This window comes from Pseudomonas sp. Tun-23181 (genome assembly GCF_057415455.1).
In genome coordinates this window covers 2,166,202-2,181,066 of record NZ_CM171630.1, presented here as the reverse complement: position 1 = coordinate 2,181,066, position 14,865 = coordinate 2,166,202, and the positions used below count along the sequence as shown (strand labels likewise).

11 protein-coding genes and 2 tRNA genes are annotated in these 14,865 nt (G+C 64.7%); 6 read left to right on the top strand and 7 right to left on the bottom strand.

Annotated features, from left to right (window positions below; genetic code table 11):
* Positions 1–32 precede the first annotated feature (32 nt).
* Entirely contained in the window at positions 33–584 is a 552-nt protein-coding gene (locus ACDI39_RS10485; protein ID WP_225788357.1) for a glutathione peroxidase, read from the top strand.
* 271 nt (positions 585–855) lie between these two features.
* Here ACDI39_RS10485 and ACDI39_RS10480 read toward each other — a convergent pair whose 3' ends face one another.
* The 3 genes from ACDI39_RS10480 to ACDI39_RS10470 form a co-directional block, all read right to left on the bottom strand.
* Positions 856–2,121 (bottom strand): OmpP1/FadL family transporter, encoded by a 1,266-nt coding sequence (locus ACDI39_RS10480; protein ID WP_225788289.1) that lies wholly within the window; start codon positions 2,119–2,121, stop codon positions 856–858.
* 147 nt (positions 2,122–2,268) lie between these two features.
* The gene (locus ACDI39_RS10475) at positions 2,269–2,751 is read right to left on the bottom strand and encodes a hypothetical protein (protein ID WP_225788288.1); all 483 of its coding nucleotides are present in this window, start codon (positions 2,749–2,751) and stop codon (positions 2,269–2,271) included.
* Positions 2,752–2,997: 246 nt separating this feature from the next.
* Entirely contained in the window at positions 2,998–3,222 is a 225-nt protein-coding gene (locus ACDI39_RS10470; RefSeq protein WP_225788287.1) for a hypothetical protein, read from the bottom strand.
* Between the two features lie 947 nt (positions 3,223–4,169).
* Here ACDI39_RS10470 and ACDI39_RS10465 point away from each other — a divergent pair.
* Complete coding sequence (locus ACDI39_RS10465; RefSeq protein WP_225788286.1) at positions 4,170–4,589, top strand: tetratricopeptide repeat protein; 420 nt, start codon at positions 4,170–4,172, stop codon at positions 4,587–4,589.
* Positions 4,590–4,781: 192 nt separating this feature from the next.
* Positions 4,782–6,167, top strand: coding sequence for a DNA recombination protein RmuC (locus ACDI39_RS10460; protein WP_225788356.1), 1,386 nt, complete (start codon positions 4,782–4,784; stop codon positions 6,165–6,167).
* Here the strand turns inward: ACDI39_RS10460 and ACDI39_RS10455 are convergent.
* The gene (locus ACDI39_RS10455) at positions 6,139–9,615 is read right to left on the bottom strand and encodes a PAS domain-containing hybrid sensor histidine kinase/response regulator (RefSeq protein WP_225788285.1); all 3,477 of its coding nucleotides are present in this window, start codon (positions 9,613–9,615) and stop codon (positions 6,139–6,141) included. The genes ACDI39_RS10460 and ACDI39_RS10455 overlap by 29 nt on opposite strands.
* A gap of 359 nt (positions 9,616–9,974) precedes the next feature.
* On the opposite strand from ACDI39_RS10455, the gene ACDI39_RS10450 reads away from it, so the two are divergent.
* Positions 9,975–11,849: an MFS transporter gene (locus ACDI39_RS10450; RefSeq protein ID WP_486538598.1), complete on the top strand. Its 1,875-nt coding sequence runs from the start codon at positions 9,975–9,977 to the stop codon at positions 11,847–11,849.
* A 15-nt stretch (positions 11,850–11,864) separates the two neighbouring features.
* Here ACDI39_RS10450 and sugE read toward each other — a convergent pair whose 3' ends face one another.
* The 3 genes from sugE to rdgC all read right to left on the bottom strand — a co-directional run bounded on the left by sugE (position 11,865) and on the right by rdgC (position 14,404).
* The gene (gene sugE / locus ACDI39_RS10445) at positions 11,865–12,182 is read right to left on the bottom strand and encodes a quaternary ammonium compound efflux SMR transporter SugE (protein WP_486538596.1); all 318 of its coding nucleotides are present in this window, start codon (positions 12,180–12,182) and stop codon (positions 11,865–11,867) included.
* A 205-nt stretch (positions 12,183–12,387) separates the two neighbouring features.
* Positions 12,388–13,350, bottom strand: coding sequence for a bile acid:sodium symporter family protein (locus ACDI39_RS10440; RefSeq protein WP_225788282.1), 963 nt, complete (start codon positions 13,348–13,350; stop codon positions 12,388–12,390).
* Between the two features lie 133 nt (positions 13,351–13,483).
* The gene (rdgC, locus tag ACDI39_RS10435) at positions 13,484–14,404 is read right to left on the bottom strand and encodes a recombination-associated protein RdgC (RefSeq protein ID WP_225788281.1); all 921 of its coding nucleotides are present in this window, start codon (positions 14,402–14,404) and stop codon (positions 13,484–13,486) included.
* Between the two features lie 205 nt (positions 14,405–14,609).
* Between rdgC and ACDI39_RS10430 the strand changes: the two genes are divergently transcribed.
* Both ACDI39_RS10430 and ACDI39_RS10425 read left to right on the top strand, forming a co-directional pair.
* Positions 14,610–14,685 (top strand) — tRNA-Val (locus ACDI39_RS10430).
* 15 nt (positions 14,686–14,700) lie between these two features.
* Positions 14,701–14,777, top strand: a tRNA-Asp gene (locus ACDI39_RS10425).
* Positions 14,778–14,865 lie beyond the last annotated feature (88 nt).

Here is a 14,865-nt window from a genome sequence, read left to right as displayed (position 1 = left end):
TTCAAGGATCGCCTTGCAGGAGAACAACGATGATGCGTGTACGCTGGCTGACGATACCCGCGCTGGCCCTGGCCACCTTTTCTTCCAGTTGGGCAGCGGATTGCCCGGCACTGCTGCAGGGTAGCCTGCCCGAGTTGCGTGGCAAGGAGCAGGTCGACCTGTGCCAGCGTTTCGCAGGCAAGCCGCTGGTGGTGGTGAATACCGCCAGTTATTGCGGCTTCGCCCCGCAGTTCGAAGGGTTGGAGGCGGTCTACAAGGAATACCACGAGCAGGGCCTGGAAATGCTCGGCGTGCCGTCGAACGACTTCAAGCAGGAGGACGCCGACAGCGAGAAGACCGCCAAGGTCTGCTATGCCAACTACGGTGTGACCTTCACCATGACCAAGGCCCAGGCGGTGCGTGGCAAGGATGCGGTGCCGCTGTTCGGTGAGTTGGCGCGCCAGAGCAGTGCGCCGAAGTGGAATTTCTACAAGTACGTGGTAGACCGCCGCGGCAAGGTGATCGCCAATTTCTCCAGCCTGACCAAACCTGACGACCCGGCGTTCAGGACGGCTATCGAAAAGGCGATCGCTTCCCAACCCTGAGTGCCCGGCCTGGCGAGCGTCGCTGCCTTTCTCGGGCTGGGTCGAAGCGGTGCTAATACCTGGGGCCGCTTCGCGCCCCATCGCTGGCAAGCTCCCACAGTGGGGCCCATGCAGAGGACTCTGTGGGGATCACCCAGCCCTTCGGGCTGCGCTGTCGCGTAGAGAACATGCGGTTGACGCAGGCCCCTGTGGGAGCGGGCTTGCCCGCGAAGGGCCGCAGAGCGGCCCCATGGCCTGAAGAAGCCTACGTCTCTTGCAAGGCCCCGGCGACTCAGAAGCGGTAGGTGAGGGACGCGCCGATACCGTGGGCGCTGTTCTCGTACTTGGCTTGGTAGGAGCCCTTGGTCGCGCTGACCTGGTTGACCTTGGTGTCTTCCTCCCACAGGTAGGAGTACGCCACGTCGATGGTCATGTCGTCGGTCGGGCTCCAGCCGGCGCCGAGGCTCAGCACCTTGCGATCGCCAGTCGGGATGCGCGGCGAACGGTCGTGGTTGTTGGTCGGCGACTGGTCCACGGTGAAGCCGGCACGCAGGATCCACTCCTTGTTCACCTTGTAGGACGCGCCGATGGCGTGTGCCCAGGTGTCATGCCAGTTCTGCTCCTCGCTGATGGTCTGGAACGGCGAACCGACCAGTGCCGGCGGCACATCGTTCTGCACGGTGATGTCTTCCAGGCGGCTCCAGCGGGTCCAGGTGCTGCCCGCGTAGAGGGTCCACTGGTCGTCCAGCTCGTGGGTGATCGACAGGTCGACGGACTCCGGCGTCTTGATCTTCAGGCTGGCGTCGAACTTGCTGCCGTCGTAGGGGCCGATCAGCGGGGTGCTGACGCGGGTCTTGCCCTCGAGCTTGTAGTCGACCATGGAGTGGTAGGTCAGGCCGACGCGGGTGCGGTCGGTGGCCTGGACCAGGATGCCGATGTTGTAGCCGACTGCGGTATCGTCGCCCTTGATCTTCACTTCGCCATCGTTGCTGCCCGGGGTGAACGGGTTGATCAGGCTGGAGCCCAGCTCGCCCTTGATGCGGTTGAAGGTCGGGCCGAAACCGATCGAGACCTTGTCGTTGAAGGCATAGCTGACGGTTGGCTGGAAGGTGATGACCTCGACGTGGCTCTTCTTGCCCCAGTAGCGGGCGGCGTCGTCGCTGCCGTAGTCGGTGACCAGGCCGAACGGTACGTAGACGCCGAAACCGACGCTCCAGTGCTCATCGATTGGCTTGACGTAGTAGCCCATGGGTACGCCGACGGTCGGGACCATGTCGCCGTCGGTCTCTCCCCCCAGGTTGCTGCCTGGGCCCGAGATGTCGGACTTGGCGATGACGGCGGCGCCGCCCACGGTGATTTGCTCGCGCTTGAGGCGCGACATGCCGGCAGGGTTGCCAAAGACGGTGCTGGCATCTTCGGCAGAGGAAGAACGACCCGCGAAACCTGTACCCATGCCGCTGACGCTTTGCTCGTTGAGGGCGAAACCACTGGCGAGCAACTGGCTGGAAGCGAGGGCAACGGCAACGCCGAGGGAGGTTTTGAGCATTGCTTTTTTCATTATTGTGAAACTCCTTGGGATCTCCGGGGCGAAAAGCTACCAACAAATCACGTGCTGCGCCATAGGCTCGATCGCAGGAGTTAGAGCGGTTTTGTAGGACAATCCGACCAAAATTCCGTTTTTTCCGGTTTTAGCGTAGGACGTTTCTCAAGATGCCTGCGACATCATCGGCTCGACGCACAGATGCCAGGCTTGGGTGAAGTCGCGCAGGCGCCCCGGGGGGTGGAAGACCTGCCGCCAGATACGCGCCAACCCCAACAGGTCGTCGGCGGCGGGCAAGGGCGTGGCCTGTTCTTCGATGAGCATCCAGGCGATGGCGGTGGAGTAGCGCAGGTTGACCGCCAACTCCAGGTGCGGCCCGCGCAGGAAGGCGTGCTGGCTGGCCAGGCCACGGACCAGGCTGGCCAGGTCAGGGTCGCGGGCGAGGAAATCGTCCCACAGCGCCTGGTGACGCGTTTCGCCGATCCGGTAGAGACCATGCCCGCGCCGGTCGTGCAACGCCGAGCCGAGCGCCGATTGGCTGGCGGCGACGCCCAACAGCAGGGCCTCGGCGCTTTCGCAATGGCGGTCCAGGTAGACCAGGGTCGGCCGGATCACATACTGACACAACTCTTTCGCTGCGATACCCATGATGCCCTCGAACGATAAAGGCCGACGGGCACTGGAGCTTGGCAGCTGGTGGATTGATCAGGCCCGCCGGAAGCGGCTCGCACCGCTCGAGTTGAAGTGTAGTGTGATAATCATGGTGTAAAGGGCTGTTTTTAAATCGATTGCTGCCTGTCGTCCGGTGCTATATGCCCTACGGCAATTACGCCAAGAACGATCAGGCAGCGCAGTGGCGGGGATCGATCGCCTGAATGGGCGGGCATTCGCCGCTCATGCGGCCAGCGACTGGCGGGTTCGCTCGATCACTGCCTGCAGCGGTTCGCCGCGGCCGTATTGCTCTGGGTACAGGCGCTCGGTGTGGCACGCGACGCCATGTTCGTCGACCAGGGTGAAGCTGAAGCTGCCCTTGCGTGGGGCGACGATCAGGCACTTCAGTGGGGCGAAGGCCTGGGAAAGGGTGCCGATGGCAGCCTGGATCTGATGGTGCGTATTCATATTGTTGGATGTTCCTGCTTTAAACACGGGTTTCGATCCGTGCATCTTAGAAACGTTCCAGTGACGTCATTATTAAGGGACGCAGAACCTGACTGGAACAGGGCAGCCAGGGAGGCGCAATAAAAAGTGGGCGCTGGGCTGACTGGTAGGTACGTCAAAAGGCGGGCAAGCACACCAGGGCCAAGGTTCGTTGCCTCTGGGTGAAGATCCCGATCAATCTGTGCGTGATTCGTGCTAGGGCAGGTAGGGCTGCCGAGTGAACCATCGAATGGGCCGGTCCGTTTTCAGCATCGCCCGGAGGATCGAGCCGATGACTGAAGGGCGCTTGTGGCCAGAATTGACTTTCAGCTGGGTACTAACAGGGCGGCACCATACAGGAAGCACGCAGCAGGTGCAAGCCTTTGTTCGTTTCGCCAGGCGAGCCGAACAGTATGGCCTTTCTTGCTCAGTCTGTGAAGTAGGGCAAACGGATCATACGCGGCGGGATGATGCCATTTCGTGCATTCAAATGGAGGGATTCGGTGCACTTGTACACACTTGGTGCACGACTTGTAACGGCCCCGCAACATGTCTCGGCGGGCTCGCCAATGCCTTGACTGCACGCTTAAGTCAATGAAAAAAAACACTAATTTTTACTGGTGAAAAAATCGTCAGTTTGACTGAAACCCCCGTTTCATCGGGGTTTGAGGACTTGTCGAGGGGGTTGTCCACCGAGTTATCCACAGGATCTGTGGATTGTCCCGAGCGCTTGCTCTAGGACGGGCGTGCCAGCTCTTTTTCGAACTGTCCGACAATCGTCAACCCGGGATGATGGCAGGGACCACCCAATCGAAAACGTCAAGAAAAGATCATCGAATTTTTTTTCGCCTGCGTGGCGATCGATCAGGCCATCGGCGAAAAAATGGAGTAGAGTGGCGCGCCTCTCGAGTTGCCTTCGCTGTTTGGTCATGAAGTTTCGCGGTAAATACCTCGCAAGCCCCGCTGCAACCCCGTCGGTGCCATCCCCCAAGCGTTTTTCCCTGAAAGTGGCCCTCTGGCTGCTCGATAGCCCGCGCCTGGGTGACAAGCCCAGCGTCAAGCACCTGGCCGGTCGTCTGCTCAAGCAGCCGGCGCGCCAGGGCGTGGTGGTCGCCCAGAGCCGCCTGGGGCAGATGCTCTGCCGGGACTGCGGTAACGCCCGTGACCGCCGCATCGGCCATGAGCTGCTGCGCCAGGCCGCACGGGCCGGCGACCGGCGGGCGCAGGTGGAGTATGCCCGCCTGTGCCAGCACAGTGAGCCGGAGCAGGCCCGCTACTGGCTGGAGTTGGCGGCAGGGCAGGGGTCGCAGGAGGCGCGGCGGTTGCTTGGGCAGTTGCGCTCGAGTTGATACCTGGGGCGGCACGACCGCCCCGGGCCTCACCTGTTAAGCTGCGCGCAGCATTGTCGAACATCGATCGGAGTAGCTATGGCAGTGGATCTTGCCAGTATCCTGCTGGGCATCGTGGCAGCAGCGGTTCCATGCCTGGCCTGGGCGTTGCAGGTGCAGCGACGGCTGTCGGCCCGGCAATCGGAACTGGCCCTGGTGCAAGAGCGTCTCACCGGTGCGCAACTGGCCCAGGAAGGCCTGCAGGCCCAGCTGGAGGCCTGCCGCGACGAGATCAGCGACCTGAGCGAGGCCAACGTGGCCAAGCAGACCACCCTGGCCGCCCAGGCCCGGGAACTGGAACTGCTGCAGATCGAGCGTGACAACGCCCGCGACGCCGCCCATGCCTGGCAACTGGAACGTGTCGGCCGCGAGGCCGAGCTGCGGCGCCTGGAGGCCCAGGTCGCGCGCCTGGAGGCCGAGTTGCGTGAGCAGCAGGAAAGCCACCAGCAACGCCTGGAAGACCTGCAGGAAGCCCGCGACACCTTGCGCGCGCAGTTCGCCGAGATGGCCACGAAGATCTTCGATGAGCGCGAGCAGCGTTTCGCCCAGACCAGCCAGCAGCACCTGGGGCAGTTGCTCGACCCGCTCAAGGAGCGCATCCAGGCCTTCGAGAAGCGCGTGGAGGAGAGCTACCAGCAGGAGGCCCGCGAGCGTTTTTCCCTGGCCAAGGAGCTCGAGCGCCTGCAGCAGCTCAACCTGCGCCTGTCCAACGAAGCCACCAACCTGACCCAGGCGCTCAAGGGCCAGAAGACCCAGGGCAACTGGGGCGAGCTGATCCTCGAACGGGTGCTGGAGCATGCCGGCCTGGAAAAGGGCCGCGAATACCTGACCCAGGTCAGCCTCAAGAGCGCCGAGGGCGAGCGCTACCAGCCCGATGTACTGATCATGCTGCCCGGCGACAAGCAGGTGGTGGTCGATGCCAAGGTCAGCCTCACCGCCTACCAGCAATTCGTCGGCGACGACGACGCCGAGCGCGCCCAGGCTGCGCTGAAGCAGCACGTGCAGTCCCTGCGCAGCCACGTCAAAGGGCTCTCCAGCAAGGACTACAACCGCCTGGAGGGCTTGCACAGCCTGGATTTCGTCCTGCTCTTCGTGCCCATCGAGGCGGCCTTCTCGGCGGCCCTGCAGGCCGAGCCCAACCTGTTCCAGGAGGCCTTCGACCGGCAGATCGTGATCGTCAGCCCCACCACCCTGCTGGCCACCCTGCGGGTGATCGACAGCCTGTGGAAGCAGGAGCGCCAGGGCCAGAACGCCCGGGAGATCGCCGAGCGTGCCGGGTGGCTGTACGACAAGTTCGTGTTGTTCATCCAGGACCTGGACGAGCTGGGCAGCCGCCTGCAGCAGGTGGACAAGGCCTATGCCGCGGCGCGCAACAAACTCTGCGAAGGGCGTGGCAACCTGGTCAGCCGCAGCGAGCAGCTCAAGCTGCTCGGCGCCCGGGCCAGCAAGAGCCTGCCGGCCGACTTGCTCGAACGCGCGCTGTCCGACGACGCGGTGCCTGACGAGGCGCTCACTGAACCAGGCTCAGATGCCGATTGAGCAGGGCGCGCAGGGCCGCTGGCTTGACCGGCTTGGCCAGGTAGTCGAGGCCGGCGGCATGGACCATGGCGATGGTCTCGTTGCGTCCGTCGGCGCTGATCACCACGCCCGGTACCGGTTCGCCCAGGCGGGTGCGTAGCCAGGCCATCAGCTCGGTCCCCGTCTCGCCATCGTCCAGGTGGTAGTCCACCAGCGCCAGGTGCGGGCGCATGCCCTTGGCCAGCAGGGCTTCGCATTCGGCGCGGCTGCGCGCGGTCCACACCTGGCAACCCCAGCGGCTGAGCAGGCTGTTCATGCCGACCAGGATGCTGTCTTCGTTGTCGACGCACAGCACCTGCAGCCCGGCCAGCGGTTGGCCAGCCTGTGGCTCCGGTGGCGCGCTGGGCGCCGCGACGGCGGCCTTGGCGATCGGCACGCCGACCCGGAACACGCTGCCCTTGCCTGGCCAGGAGCGCACCTGAAGCGGATGGCCGAGTACCCGGCACAAGCCGTCGGCGATCGCCAGGCCCAGGCCCAGGCCTTTTTCGGCGCGCGTCTGGTGGCTGTCCAGGCGCTTGAACTCCTGGAAGATCACCTGCAGCTTGTCGTCGGCGATGCCTGGGCCTCGGTCCCAGACTTCCAGCCACAGGCGCCCGCCCTGGCGGCGCACGCCAAGCAGCAGTGGGCTCTTGCCATAGCGCAGGGCGTTGGTCAGGAAGTTCTGCAGCACCCGCCGCAACAGTTTCATGTCGCTGTCGACCCGCAGGCGACTGCCGCGCAGGCGGAACTCCAGGCCCTTTTCCGCAGCCAGCAGCTTGAACTCGGCGCCGAGGGTGTCGAACAGCTCGTTGAGGGCGAAGGGCTTGATGTCGGGGGTGATCCTGCCGTTTTCCAGGCGCGAGATGTCCAGCAGGTCGCTGATCAGTTCCTCGGCCGAGCGCAGCGAGCTGTCCATGTGCTGCACCAACTGCCGGGCTTCCTCGGACATGCCCTCGGCCTGCTGCGACAGGGCGGCGGAGAACAGCCGCGCGGCATTGAGCGGTTGCATCAGGTCGTGGCTGACCGCGGCCAGGAAGCGGGTCTTGGACTGGCTGACCGCCTCGGCATGGCTCTTGGCCTCGGACAGCGCCTGGTTGAGCTGGGACAGCTCATGGGTGCGCTCGGCGACCCGCTGCTCCAGGCCCTCGTTGGCGTCCTTGAGCGCCTGCTCGGCCTCGCGGAACGGGGTGATGTCGGTGAAGCTCATGACGAAGCCGCCGCCAGGCATGGGGTTGCCGATCAGCTCGATCACCCGGCCGTTGGGGAACAGCCGCTCGGAGGTATGGGCACGGCCCTGGCGCATCCAGTGCAGGCGCCGGGCCACATGGACCTGGGCCTCGCCGGGGCCGCACAGGCCACGTTCGGCGTTGTAGCGGATGATGTCGGCAATTGGCCGGCCCACGCTGATCAGCCCGTCGGGGTAGTTGAACAGCTCCAGGTAGCGCCGGTTCCAGGCCACCAGGTGCAGGTTCTGGTCCACCACGCTGATGCCCTGGTTGATGTTCTCGATCGCCCCCTGCAGCAGGGCGCGGTTGAACTGCAGCACCTCGCTGGCCTCGTCGGCGATGCGCACCACGTCCTCGAGCTGCATGTCGCGGCCTTCGATGGCGGCCTTGACCACCGCACGGGTCGAGGAGGTGCCGAGCACGCCGGCCAGCAGGCGCTCGGTGTGTTCGATCCAGTCGCCGTCGGCGTTCTGGTTGGGGTTGAAGCCCTTGCCCTGGCGGTAGGCGAAGCGGATGAAGCTCTGCCGCGCGCGTTCCTCGCCGACGAAGCGTGCCGCCAGCTTGAGCAGGTCGTCGATCTGCACCGCCAGCAGCGACCGGCTGTTGGGGCGGGTGGTCTGCTGGCCGATGAAGCGCCCGGCCTGCCAGTGTTCCGAGACCCGGGTGCGGGAGAAGATCGAGACCCAGGCGAACAGCACGAAGTTGCCCGCCAGCGACAGCACCACGCCCTGGGTCAGCGGGGTGATCGGCAGGTTCAACGGGTTGCCGTGCAGCCAGGCAAGGCCAGGGAACAATTGCAGCGACCAGCCCAGGCTGTGCGCGGCGATCGGCAGCACCAGGGTGTAGAACCACAGGAAGATCCCGGCCGCCAGGCCCGCGAACACGCCGCGCCGGTTGGCCTGTTTCCAGTACAGTGCGCCGAGCATGGCCGGGGTCAGCTGGGTCACTGCGGCGAAGGCGATCTGGCCGATGGTCGCCAGGCTCGCGGTGGAACCGAGCAGGCGGTAGCTGACGTAGGCGAGCAGAAGGATGACCACGATGGTCACTCGGCGGACCGAGAGCATCCAGTGGCGGAACGCCTCGAACGGCCGTTCGGCGTTCTTGCGGCGCAGCAGCCAGGGCAGCAGCATGTCGTTGGACACCATGGTCGACAGCGCCACGGCCTCGACGATGACCATGCCGGTGGCGGCCGAGGCGCCGCCGATGAAGGCCAGCAGGGCCAGGCTCGGGTGGGCTTCGGCCAGGGGCAGGCTGATGACGAAGGAGTCGGAGATCACCGTGCCCGGCAGCAGCATCTGCCCAGCCAGGGCGATCGGCACCACGAACAGCGCGGCCAGGGCCAGGTACAGGGGGAAGACCCAGCGCGCCATGCGCATGTCCTGGGGCTCGATGTTCTCCACCACGGTGACGTGGAACTGTCGCGGCAGGCAGATGATCGCCATCATCGCCACGGCCGTCTGCACCACCATCGAGGGCCAGTTGATGGTCTCCTGCCAATAGCTTTCCAGGTGCGTCGACTGGCGCGCCTGCTCGAACAGGTCGTCGAAGCCGTCGTACAGGTTGAACACCACGAAGGCGCCCACGGCGAGGAATGCCAGCAGCTTGACCAGCGATTCGAAGGCGATCGCCAGGACCATGCCGCGGTGGTGCTCGGTGACATCCAGGCTGCGGGTCCCGAAGACGATGGAGAACAGCGCCAGCACCAGCGACACCACCAGCGCGGTGTCCTGCACGCGGGTGCCGGTGGCATCGGCGCTGGCGCCGATCAGCAGGTTGACGCCGAGCACGATGCCCTTGAGCTGCAGGGCGATGTAGGGCAGCACGCCCACCAGGCAGATCAGCGCCACCACCACGGCCAGGGTCTGCGACTTGCCATAGCGCGCGGCGATGAAGTCGGCGATCGAGGTGATGTTCTGCTGCTTGCTGATCAGCACCATCTTTTGCAGCACCCAGGGGGCGAAGATCAGCAGCAGCACCGGCCCCAGGTAGATCGGCAGGAACGCCCACAGCTGTTCGGCGGCCTGGCCGACCGCGCCGAAGAAGGTCCAACTGGTGCAGTACACCGCCAGCGACAGGCTGTACACCCAGGCACGCAGGCGCGGCGGCAGCGGGGTGCTGCGGCGGTCGCCGTAGAAGGCGATGGCGAACATGATGGCCATATAGGCCAGGGCGACCACGGCGATCAGCCCGCTGGACAACGACATGCAAACTCCGGAGCAAAGAATAGAACGCGGTCCCGATCAATCAGTCTGGCATGGCGCCTGGCGTTCGTCAGCGCAGACGATGGTCGCAGTGGCAGGACGTCGCAGCCCTTGCTGCTCAGCATAAGGGCGAGGGCGGGGTTTGTCGTGAGTCTTTGTGGTGCTCAAGCTCGATGCCGGTCATTCGAGTGGCAGCGGGGCTGCTGTGCAGCCATCGTCGGGGGGACGTGGTGCTCCTTCGGCATCTGCTTGGCAGAGGATTCTGTGGGTGCGGCTTGCCAATGGCCGGCTTTCCCATGCAGATTTGTGGCTCTGTGCGGCCTGCGGGCCTCCAATGACAAAAGCCCCCAGGAACAAGGACGATGAGTCACCCCTCGCAATTCACCTTGCTCGGCAAGCGGCGTTTCCTGCCGTTCTTCATCACCCAGTCGCTGGGTGCCTTCAACGACAACCTGTTCAAGCAGTCGTTGATCCTGGCGATCCTCTACAAGCTCAGCCTGGAAGGCGACCGCTCGATCTGGGTCAACCTCTGCGCCTTGCTGTTCATCCTGCCGTTCTTCCTGTTCTCGGCCCTGGCCGGGCAGTTCGGCGAGAAGTTCGCCAAGGACGCGCTGATCCGCGCGATCAAGCTGGCCGAGATCGTCATCATGGCCATCGGCGCCACGGGCTTCGTCACCCACCACCTGGAGCTGATGCTGCTGGCGCTGTTCGCCATGGGCACCCATTCGGCGCTGTTCGGCCCGGTGAAATACTCGATCCTGCCCCAGGCCCTGCGCGAGGAGGAACTGGTGGGCGGCAACGGCCTGGTGGAAATGGGGACCTTCCTGGCGATCCTCGCCGGGACCATCGGCGCGGGGGTGATGATGTCGTCCACCCACTACGCCACGGTGGCGGCGGGGGGCGTGGTGGGCACCGCGGTGCTCGGCTACCTGGCCAGTCGCTGGATCCCTCGGGCCGCGGCAGCGGCCCCGCAGATGAAGCTGGACTGGAACATCTTCCGCCAGTCCTGGGCCACCCTGCGCCTGGGCCTGGGGCAGACGCCGGCGGTTTCGCGCTCGATCGTCGGCAACTCGTGGTTCTGGTTCGTCGGGGCCATCTACCTGACCCAGATCCCGGCCTATTCCAAGGACTGGCTGCACGGCGACGAAACCGTGGTGACCCTGGTGCTGACGCTGTTCTCGGTGGGCATCGCGGCGGGCTCGCTGCTGTGCGAACGGCTCAGCGGCCGCAAGATGGAGATCGGCCTGGTGCCGTTCGGCTCGTTCGGCCTGACCCTGTTCGGCCTGCTCTGGTGGTGGCACTCCGGCGACGTGCCAGCCGGCGAGGCGCCGCATGACTGGCTGGCCCTGCTGGGCATGGGCCAGGCCTGGTGGATCCTGGTGTCGATCGTAGGCCTGGGGGTATTCGGCGGTTTCTACATCGTGCCGCTGTATGCCCTGATCCAGGCGCGTACCCCCGAGGACCAGCGGGCGCGGGTGATCGCCGCCAACAACATTCTCAATGCCCTGTTCATGGTGGTCTCGGCGATCCTCACCATCGTCCTGCTGAGCCTGGCGCAACTGAGCATCCCGCAGTTGTTCCTGGTGGTGTCGCTGCTCAACATCGCGGTCAACGCCTATATCTTCCGCATCGTCCCTGAGTTCACCATGCGCTTCATGATCTGGCTGCTCAGCCATTCCATGTACCGGGTCGAGCATCGGGACCTGGAGCGTATTCCCGACGAGGGGCCAGCGTTGCTGGTGTGCAACCATGTGTCCTTCGTCGATGCGCTGCTGATCGGGGGGGCGATCCGCCGACCGGTGCGTTTCGTCATGTACTACAAGATCTACGACCTGCCGCTGCTCAACTTCGTATTCCGCACCGCCGGGGCGATTCCCATCGCTGGCCGCAGCGAGGACGAAGCCACCTACGAGCGGGCCTTCGCGCGTATCGCCCAGTACTTGGCCGCGGGTGAAGTGGTGTGCATCTTCCCGGAGGGCAAGTTGACCTCCGATGGCGAGATCGACGTGTTCAAGGGGGGCGTCAACCGCATCCTCCAGGAAACCCCGGTACCGGTGATTCCCCTGGCGTTGCAGGGCTTGTGGGGCAGTTTCTTCAGCCGCGATCCGGCCAAGGGCTTTTTCCGGCGCCTGTGGTCGCGGGTGACCCTTGTGGCTGGCGCCGCCATCCCGGTGGAGGCGGCGCAGCCAGAGGTGCTGCGCGAGAAGGTCATGGCCTTGCGCGGCGACCAGCGTTGAGGGAAGGGGAGTGGGTCAGCCGGTGCTGACCTTCAGGCCGACCAGGCCGGCGATGATCAGGGCCACGCTGGCCAGGCGCACCAAGGCCATGGATTCGCCGAACAGGATGATCCCGGCGATCACCGTGCCGACGGCGCCGACGCCGGTCCAGATGGCATAGGCGGTACCCAGTGGCAGTTCCTTCATGGCCAGGCCCAGTAGACCCAGGCTCACGGCCATGGCGGCGACGGTCAGTACGGTGGGCAGGGGACGGGTGAAACCGTCGGTGTACTTCAGGCCTACGGCCCAGCCGACTTCGAACAGGCCGGCGAAGAACAGGATGATCCAGGACATGAGAGCCTCCATCGTTTTCAAGGATGGGGCCGTCCCCGGAATGGTCACGCGGTGCGTCGTGAGGTCGTCCTCACAGTGCGCACTATAGTGCACATTTGCCATGTGCAGGGCAAGTCGGGCGGATCTGCGGTGCCTGTTCCGGCACAGTGGAGAACACCGGACGTGTGGATCAGGCTGCCGCGAACAGGCCGGTGCCGTCAGCCCATCAATGCCTGGCCGGCTCGGCCTCTACAGGAGCGCCGGGCTCTTCCATCCGGCGGAACCAGGTCGACAGCACCGCCCCGGAGATGTTGTGCCACACGCTGAACAGCGCACTGGGCACCGCTGCCAGCGGCGAGAAGTGCGCCGCCGCCAGTGCCGCGCCCAGCCCGGAGTTCTGCATGCCCACTTCCAGCGCCAGCGACTTGCGCTGGGCCAGCGGCAGCTTGCACAACTTGCCGGTCAGGTAGCCGAGCAGGAAGCCGAAACTGTTGTGCAATATCACCACGGCCATGATCAGCAGGCCCGACTCGGCGATCTTCGCCTGGCTGGCCGCGACCACCGCGCAGACGATCATGACGATGCTCACCACCGACACCAGCGGCAGCACCTGCACCGCCAGTTGCACCCGCGCGCCCAGTACCCGCTGGGCCAGCACGCCGAGGACGATCGGCAGCATCACCAACTGCAGGATCGACCAGAACATGTCCATGAAGGACACCGGCAGCCAGGCCGAGGCCAGGAACCAGATCAGCGCCGGGGTCAGCAGCGGTGCCAGCAGTGTGGTCACCGCGGCAATGGCCACTGCCAGGGCCAGGTCGCCCTTCGACAGCCAGACCATCACGTTCGAGGCCGTGCCGCTCGGGCAGCAGCCGACCAGGATCACCCCCACGGCGATCTCCGCTGGCAGGTGGAACAGCTGGCACAGCAACCAGGCCATGCCCGGCATGATCACGAAGTGCGCCACCACCCCCAGCGCCACCCGCCAGGGCTGGCGGGCGAGGGCGGCGAAGTCGTCGAGCTTGAGGGTCAGGCCCATGCCGAACATCACCAGGCCCAGCAGCGGCACTATGGCCACCTTCAGGGCGATGAACCACTGGGGTTGAAGGAAGGCCAGACAGGCGAACACCAGCACCCACAGGGCGAAGGTGTTGCCGACGAAGCGGCTGAAGGCGGCCAGGGCACGCATGGGGGGAAATCTCCGGTTTCAGCTTCAAGCTTCAAGCTGCAAGTAAAAGCGGGACGGTGTGGCCGTTCGATTCCGCATGTTCTCGAAGCTCTGTGCTGTCGCTTTGGCTTTTTCTTGCAGCTTGCAGCTGCCGTCAAACCCCTTGGGGAATCTCTTCGCCGCCCAGGGCCTCGAACAGCGCCGGGAGGAACTCGGTGAAGGTCATCATCATCAGGGTGAAGCTGGCATCGAACTGCTGCTGGGCCTCTTCGCCGCCATCCTGCTCGGCCTGCTCCTGCAGCAGCTCCTCGAACTTCAGGCGCTTGATCACGGTCTTGTCGTCCAGCACGAACGACAGCTTGTCCTGCCAGGCCAGGGCCAACTGGGTGACCACCTTGCCAGTGCCCAGGTGCAGCTGGATCTCCTCGCTGGCCAGGTCCTGGCGCTTGCAGCGCACGATGCCGCCGTCTTCATGGGTGTCGCGCAGCTCGCACTCGTCCAGGACGAAGAAGTCCGCAGCCGGCGCCTGGGACTTGACCCAGTCGGTCATGGTCGCGCTCGGGGCGGTTTTCACGGTGACCGGGCGCACCGGCAGCGAGCCCATGACCTCGCGCAGGGTCGAGAGCAGGTCTTCGGCGCGCTTGGCGCTGGCCGAGTTGACCAGGATCAGGCCCAGGCGCGGGGCGATGGCGGCGAAGATCATCGAGCGACGGATGAAAGCACGGGGCAGGAAGCTTTGGATGATGTCATCCTTGATCTGGTCGCGCTCCTTCTTGTAGACCTTGCGCATCTGCTCGGTCTCGATCTCCTCGACCTTTTCCTTGACCGCATCGTTGACCACGCTGCTGGGCAGGATGCGTTCCTCCTTGCGTGCGGCGATCAGCAGGAAGTCACCGCTGACGTGTACCAGCGGTGCGTCCTCGCCCTTGCCGAACGGGGCGACGAAACCATAGGTGGTCAGCTCCTGGCTGGCGCAGGGGCGGGCCGGCTTGCTGGCCAGGGCGGCTTCCAGTGCTTCGGGTTCGAACGGGACATCCTGGGTCAGGCGGTAGGTCAGCAGGTTCTTGAACCACATGAGGGGGAATCTCTCCTTAATGCATAAGGCGGGCATTATTCTCCGAGTGACGGTTTGCGACCACCCCTGTCAGAGGGCCAGCAGCCATTAATCGCCAGGAAAAGGGCAGTGATGCTAGGTCTTTGAAAGGCTTCAAAAAAAATTTGAAAAAAGTGCTTGCCAGGGTGGCGGGTCCTCCGTAGAATGCGCGCCACACCGAGACGAAGGGTGGTTAGCTCAGCCGGGAGAGCATCTGCCTTACAAGCAGAGGGTCGGCGGTTCGATCCCGTCACCACCCACCAATCTCGATGTATAGCGCAGCGGTAGTTCAGTCGGTTAGAATACCGGCCTGTCACGCCGGGGGTCGCGGGTTCGAGTCCCGTCCGCTGCGCCATATTCCAGCTTCCAGGGCCCACTGAACACCCGGAAGCCACAAAGAAAGCGACCTTGAGGTCGCTTTTTTTGTTTATGGCATTGCGTCA

Coding starts and splice junctions, on each gene's coding strand:
- ACDI39_RS10485 (WP_225788357.1), top strand. CDS start 33: ATGCGTGTACGCTGGCTGACGATACCCGCGCTGGCCCTGGCCACCTTT.
- ACDI39_RS10480 (WP_225788289.1), bottom strand. CDS start 2,121: ATGAAAAAAGCAATGCTCAAAACCTCCCTCGGCGTTGCCGTTGCCCTC.
- ACDI39_RS10475 (WP_225788288.1), bottom strand. CDS start 2,751: ATGGGTATCGCAGCGAAAGAGTTGTGTCAGTATGTGATCCGGCCGACC.
- ACDI39_RS10470 (WP_225788287.1), bottom strand. CDS start 3,222: ATGAATACGCACCATCAGATCCAGGCTGCCATCGGCACCCTTTCCCAG.
- ACDI39_RS10465 (WP_225788286.1), top strand. CDS start 4,170: ATGAAGTTTCGCGGTAAATACCTCGCAAGCCCCGCTGCAACCCCGTCG.
- ACDI39_RS10455 (WP_225788285.1), bottom strand. CDS start 9,615: ATGTCGTTGTCCAGCGGGCTGATCGCCGTGGTCGCCCTGGCCTATATG.
- ACDI39_RS10450 (WP_486538598.1), top strand. CDS start 9,975: ATGAGTCACCCCTCGCAATTCACCTTGCTCGGCAAGCGGCGTTTCCTG.
- sugE (WP_486538596.1), bottom strand. CDS start 12,182: ATGTCCTGGATCATCCTGTTCTTCGCCGGCCTGTTCGAAGTCGGCTGG.
- ACDI39_RS10440 (WP_225788282.1), bottom strand. CDS start 13,350: ATGCGTGCCCTGGCCGCCTTCAGCCGCTTCGTCGGCAACACCTTCGCC.
- rdgC (WP_225788281.1), bottom strand. CDS start 14,404: ATGTGGTTCAAGAACCTGCTGACCTACCGCCTGACCCAGGATGTCCCG.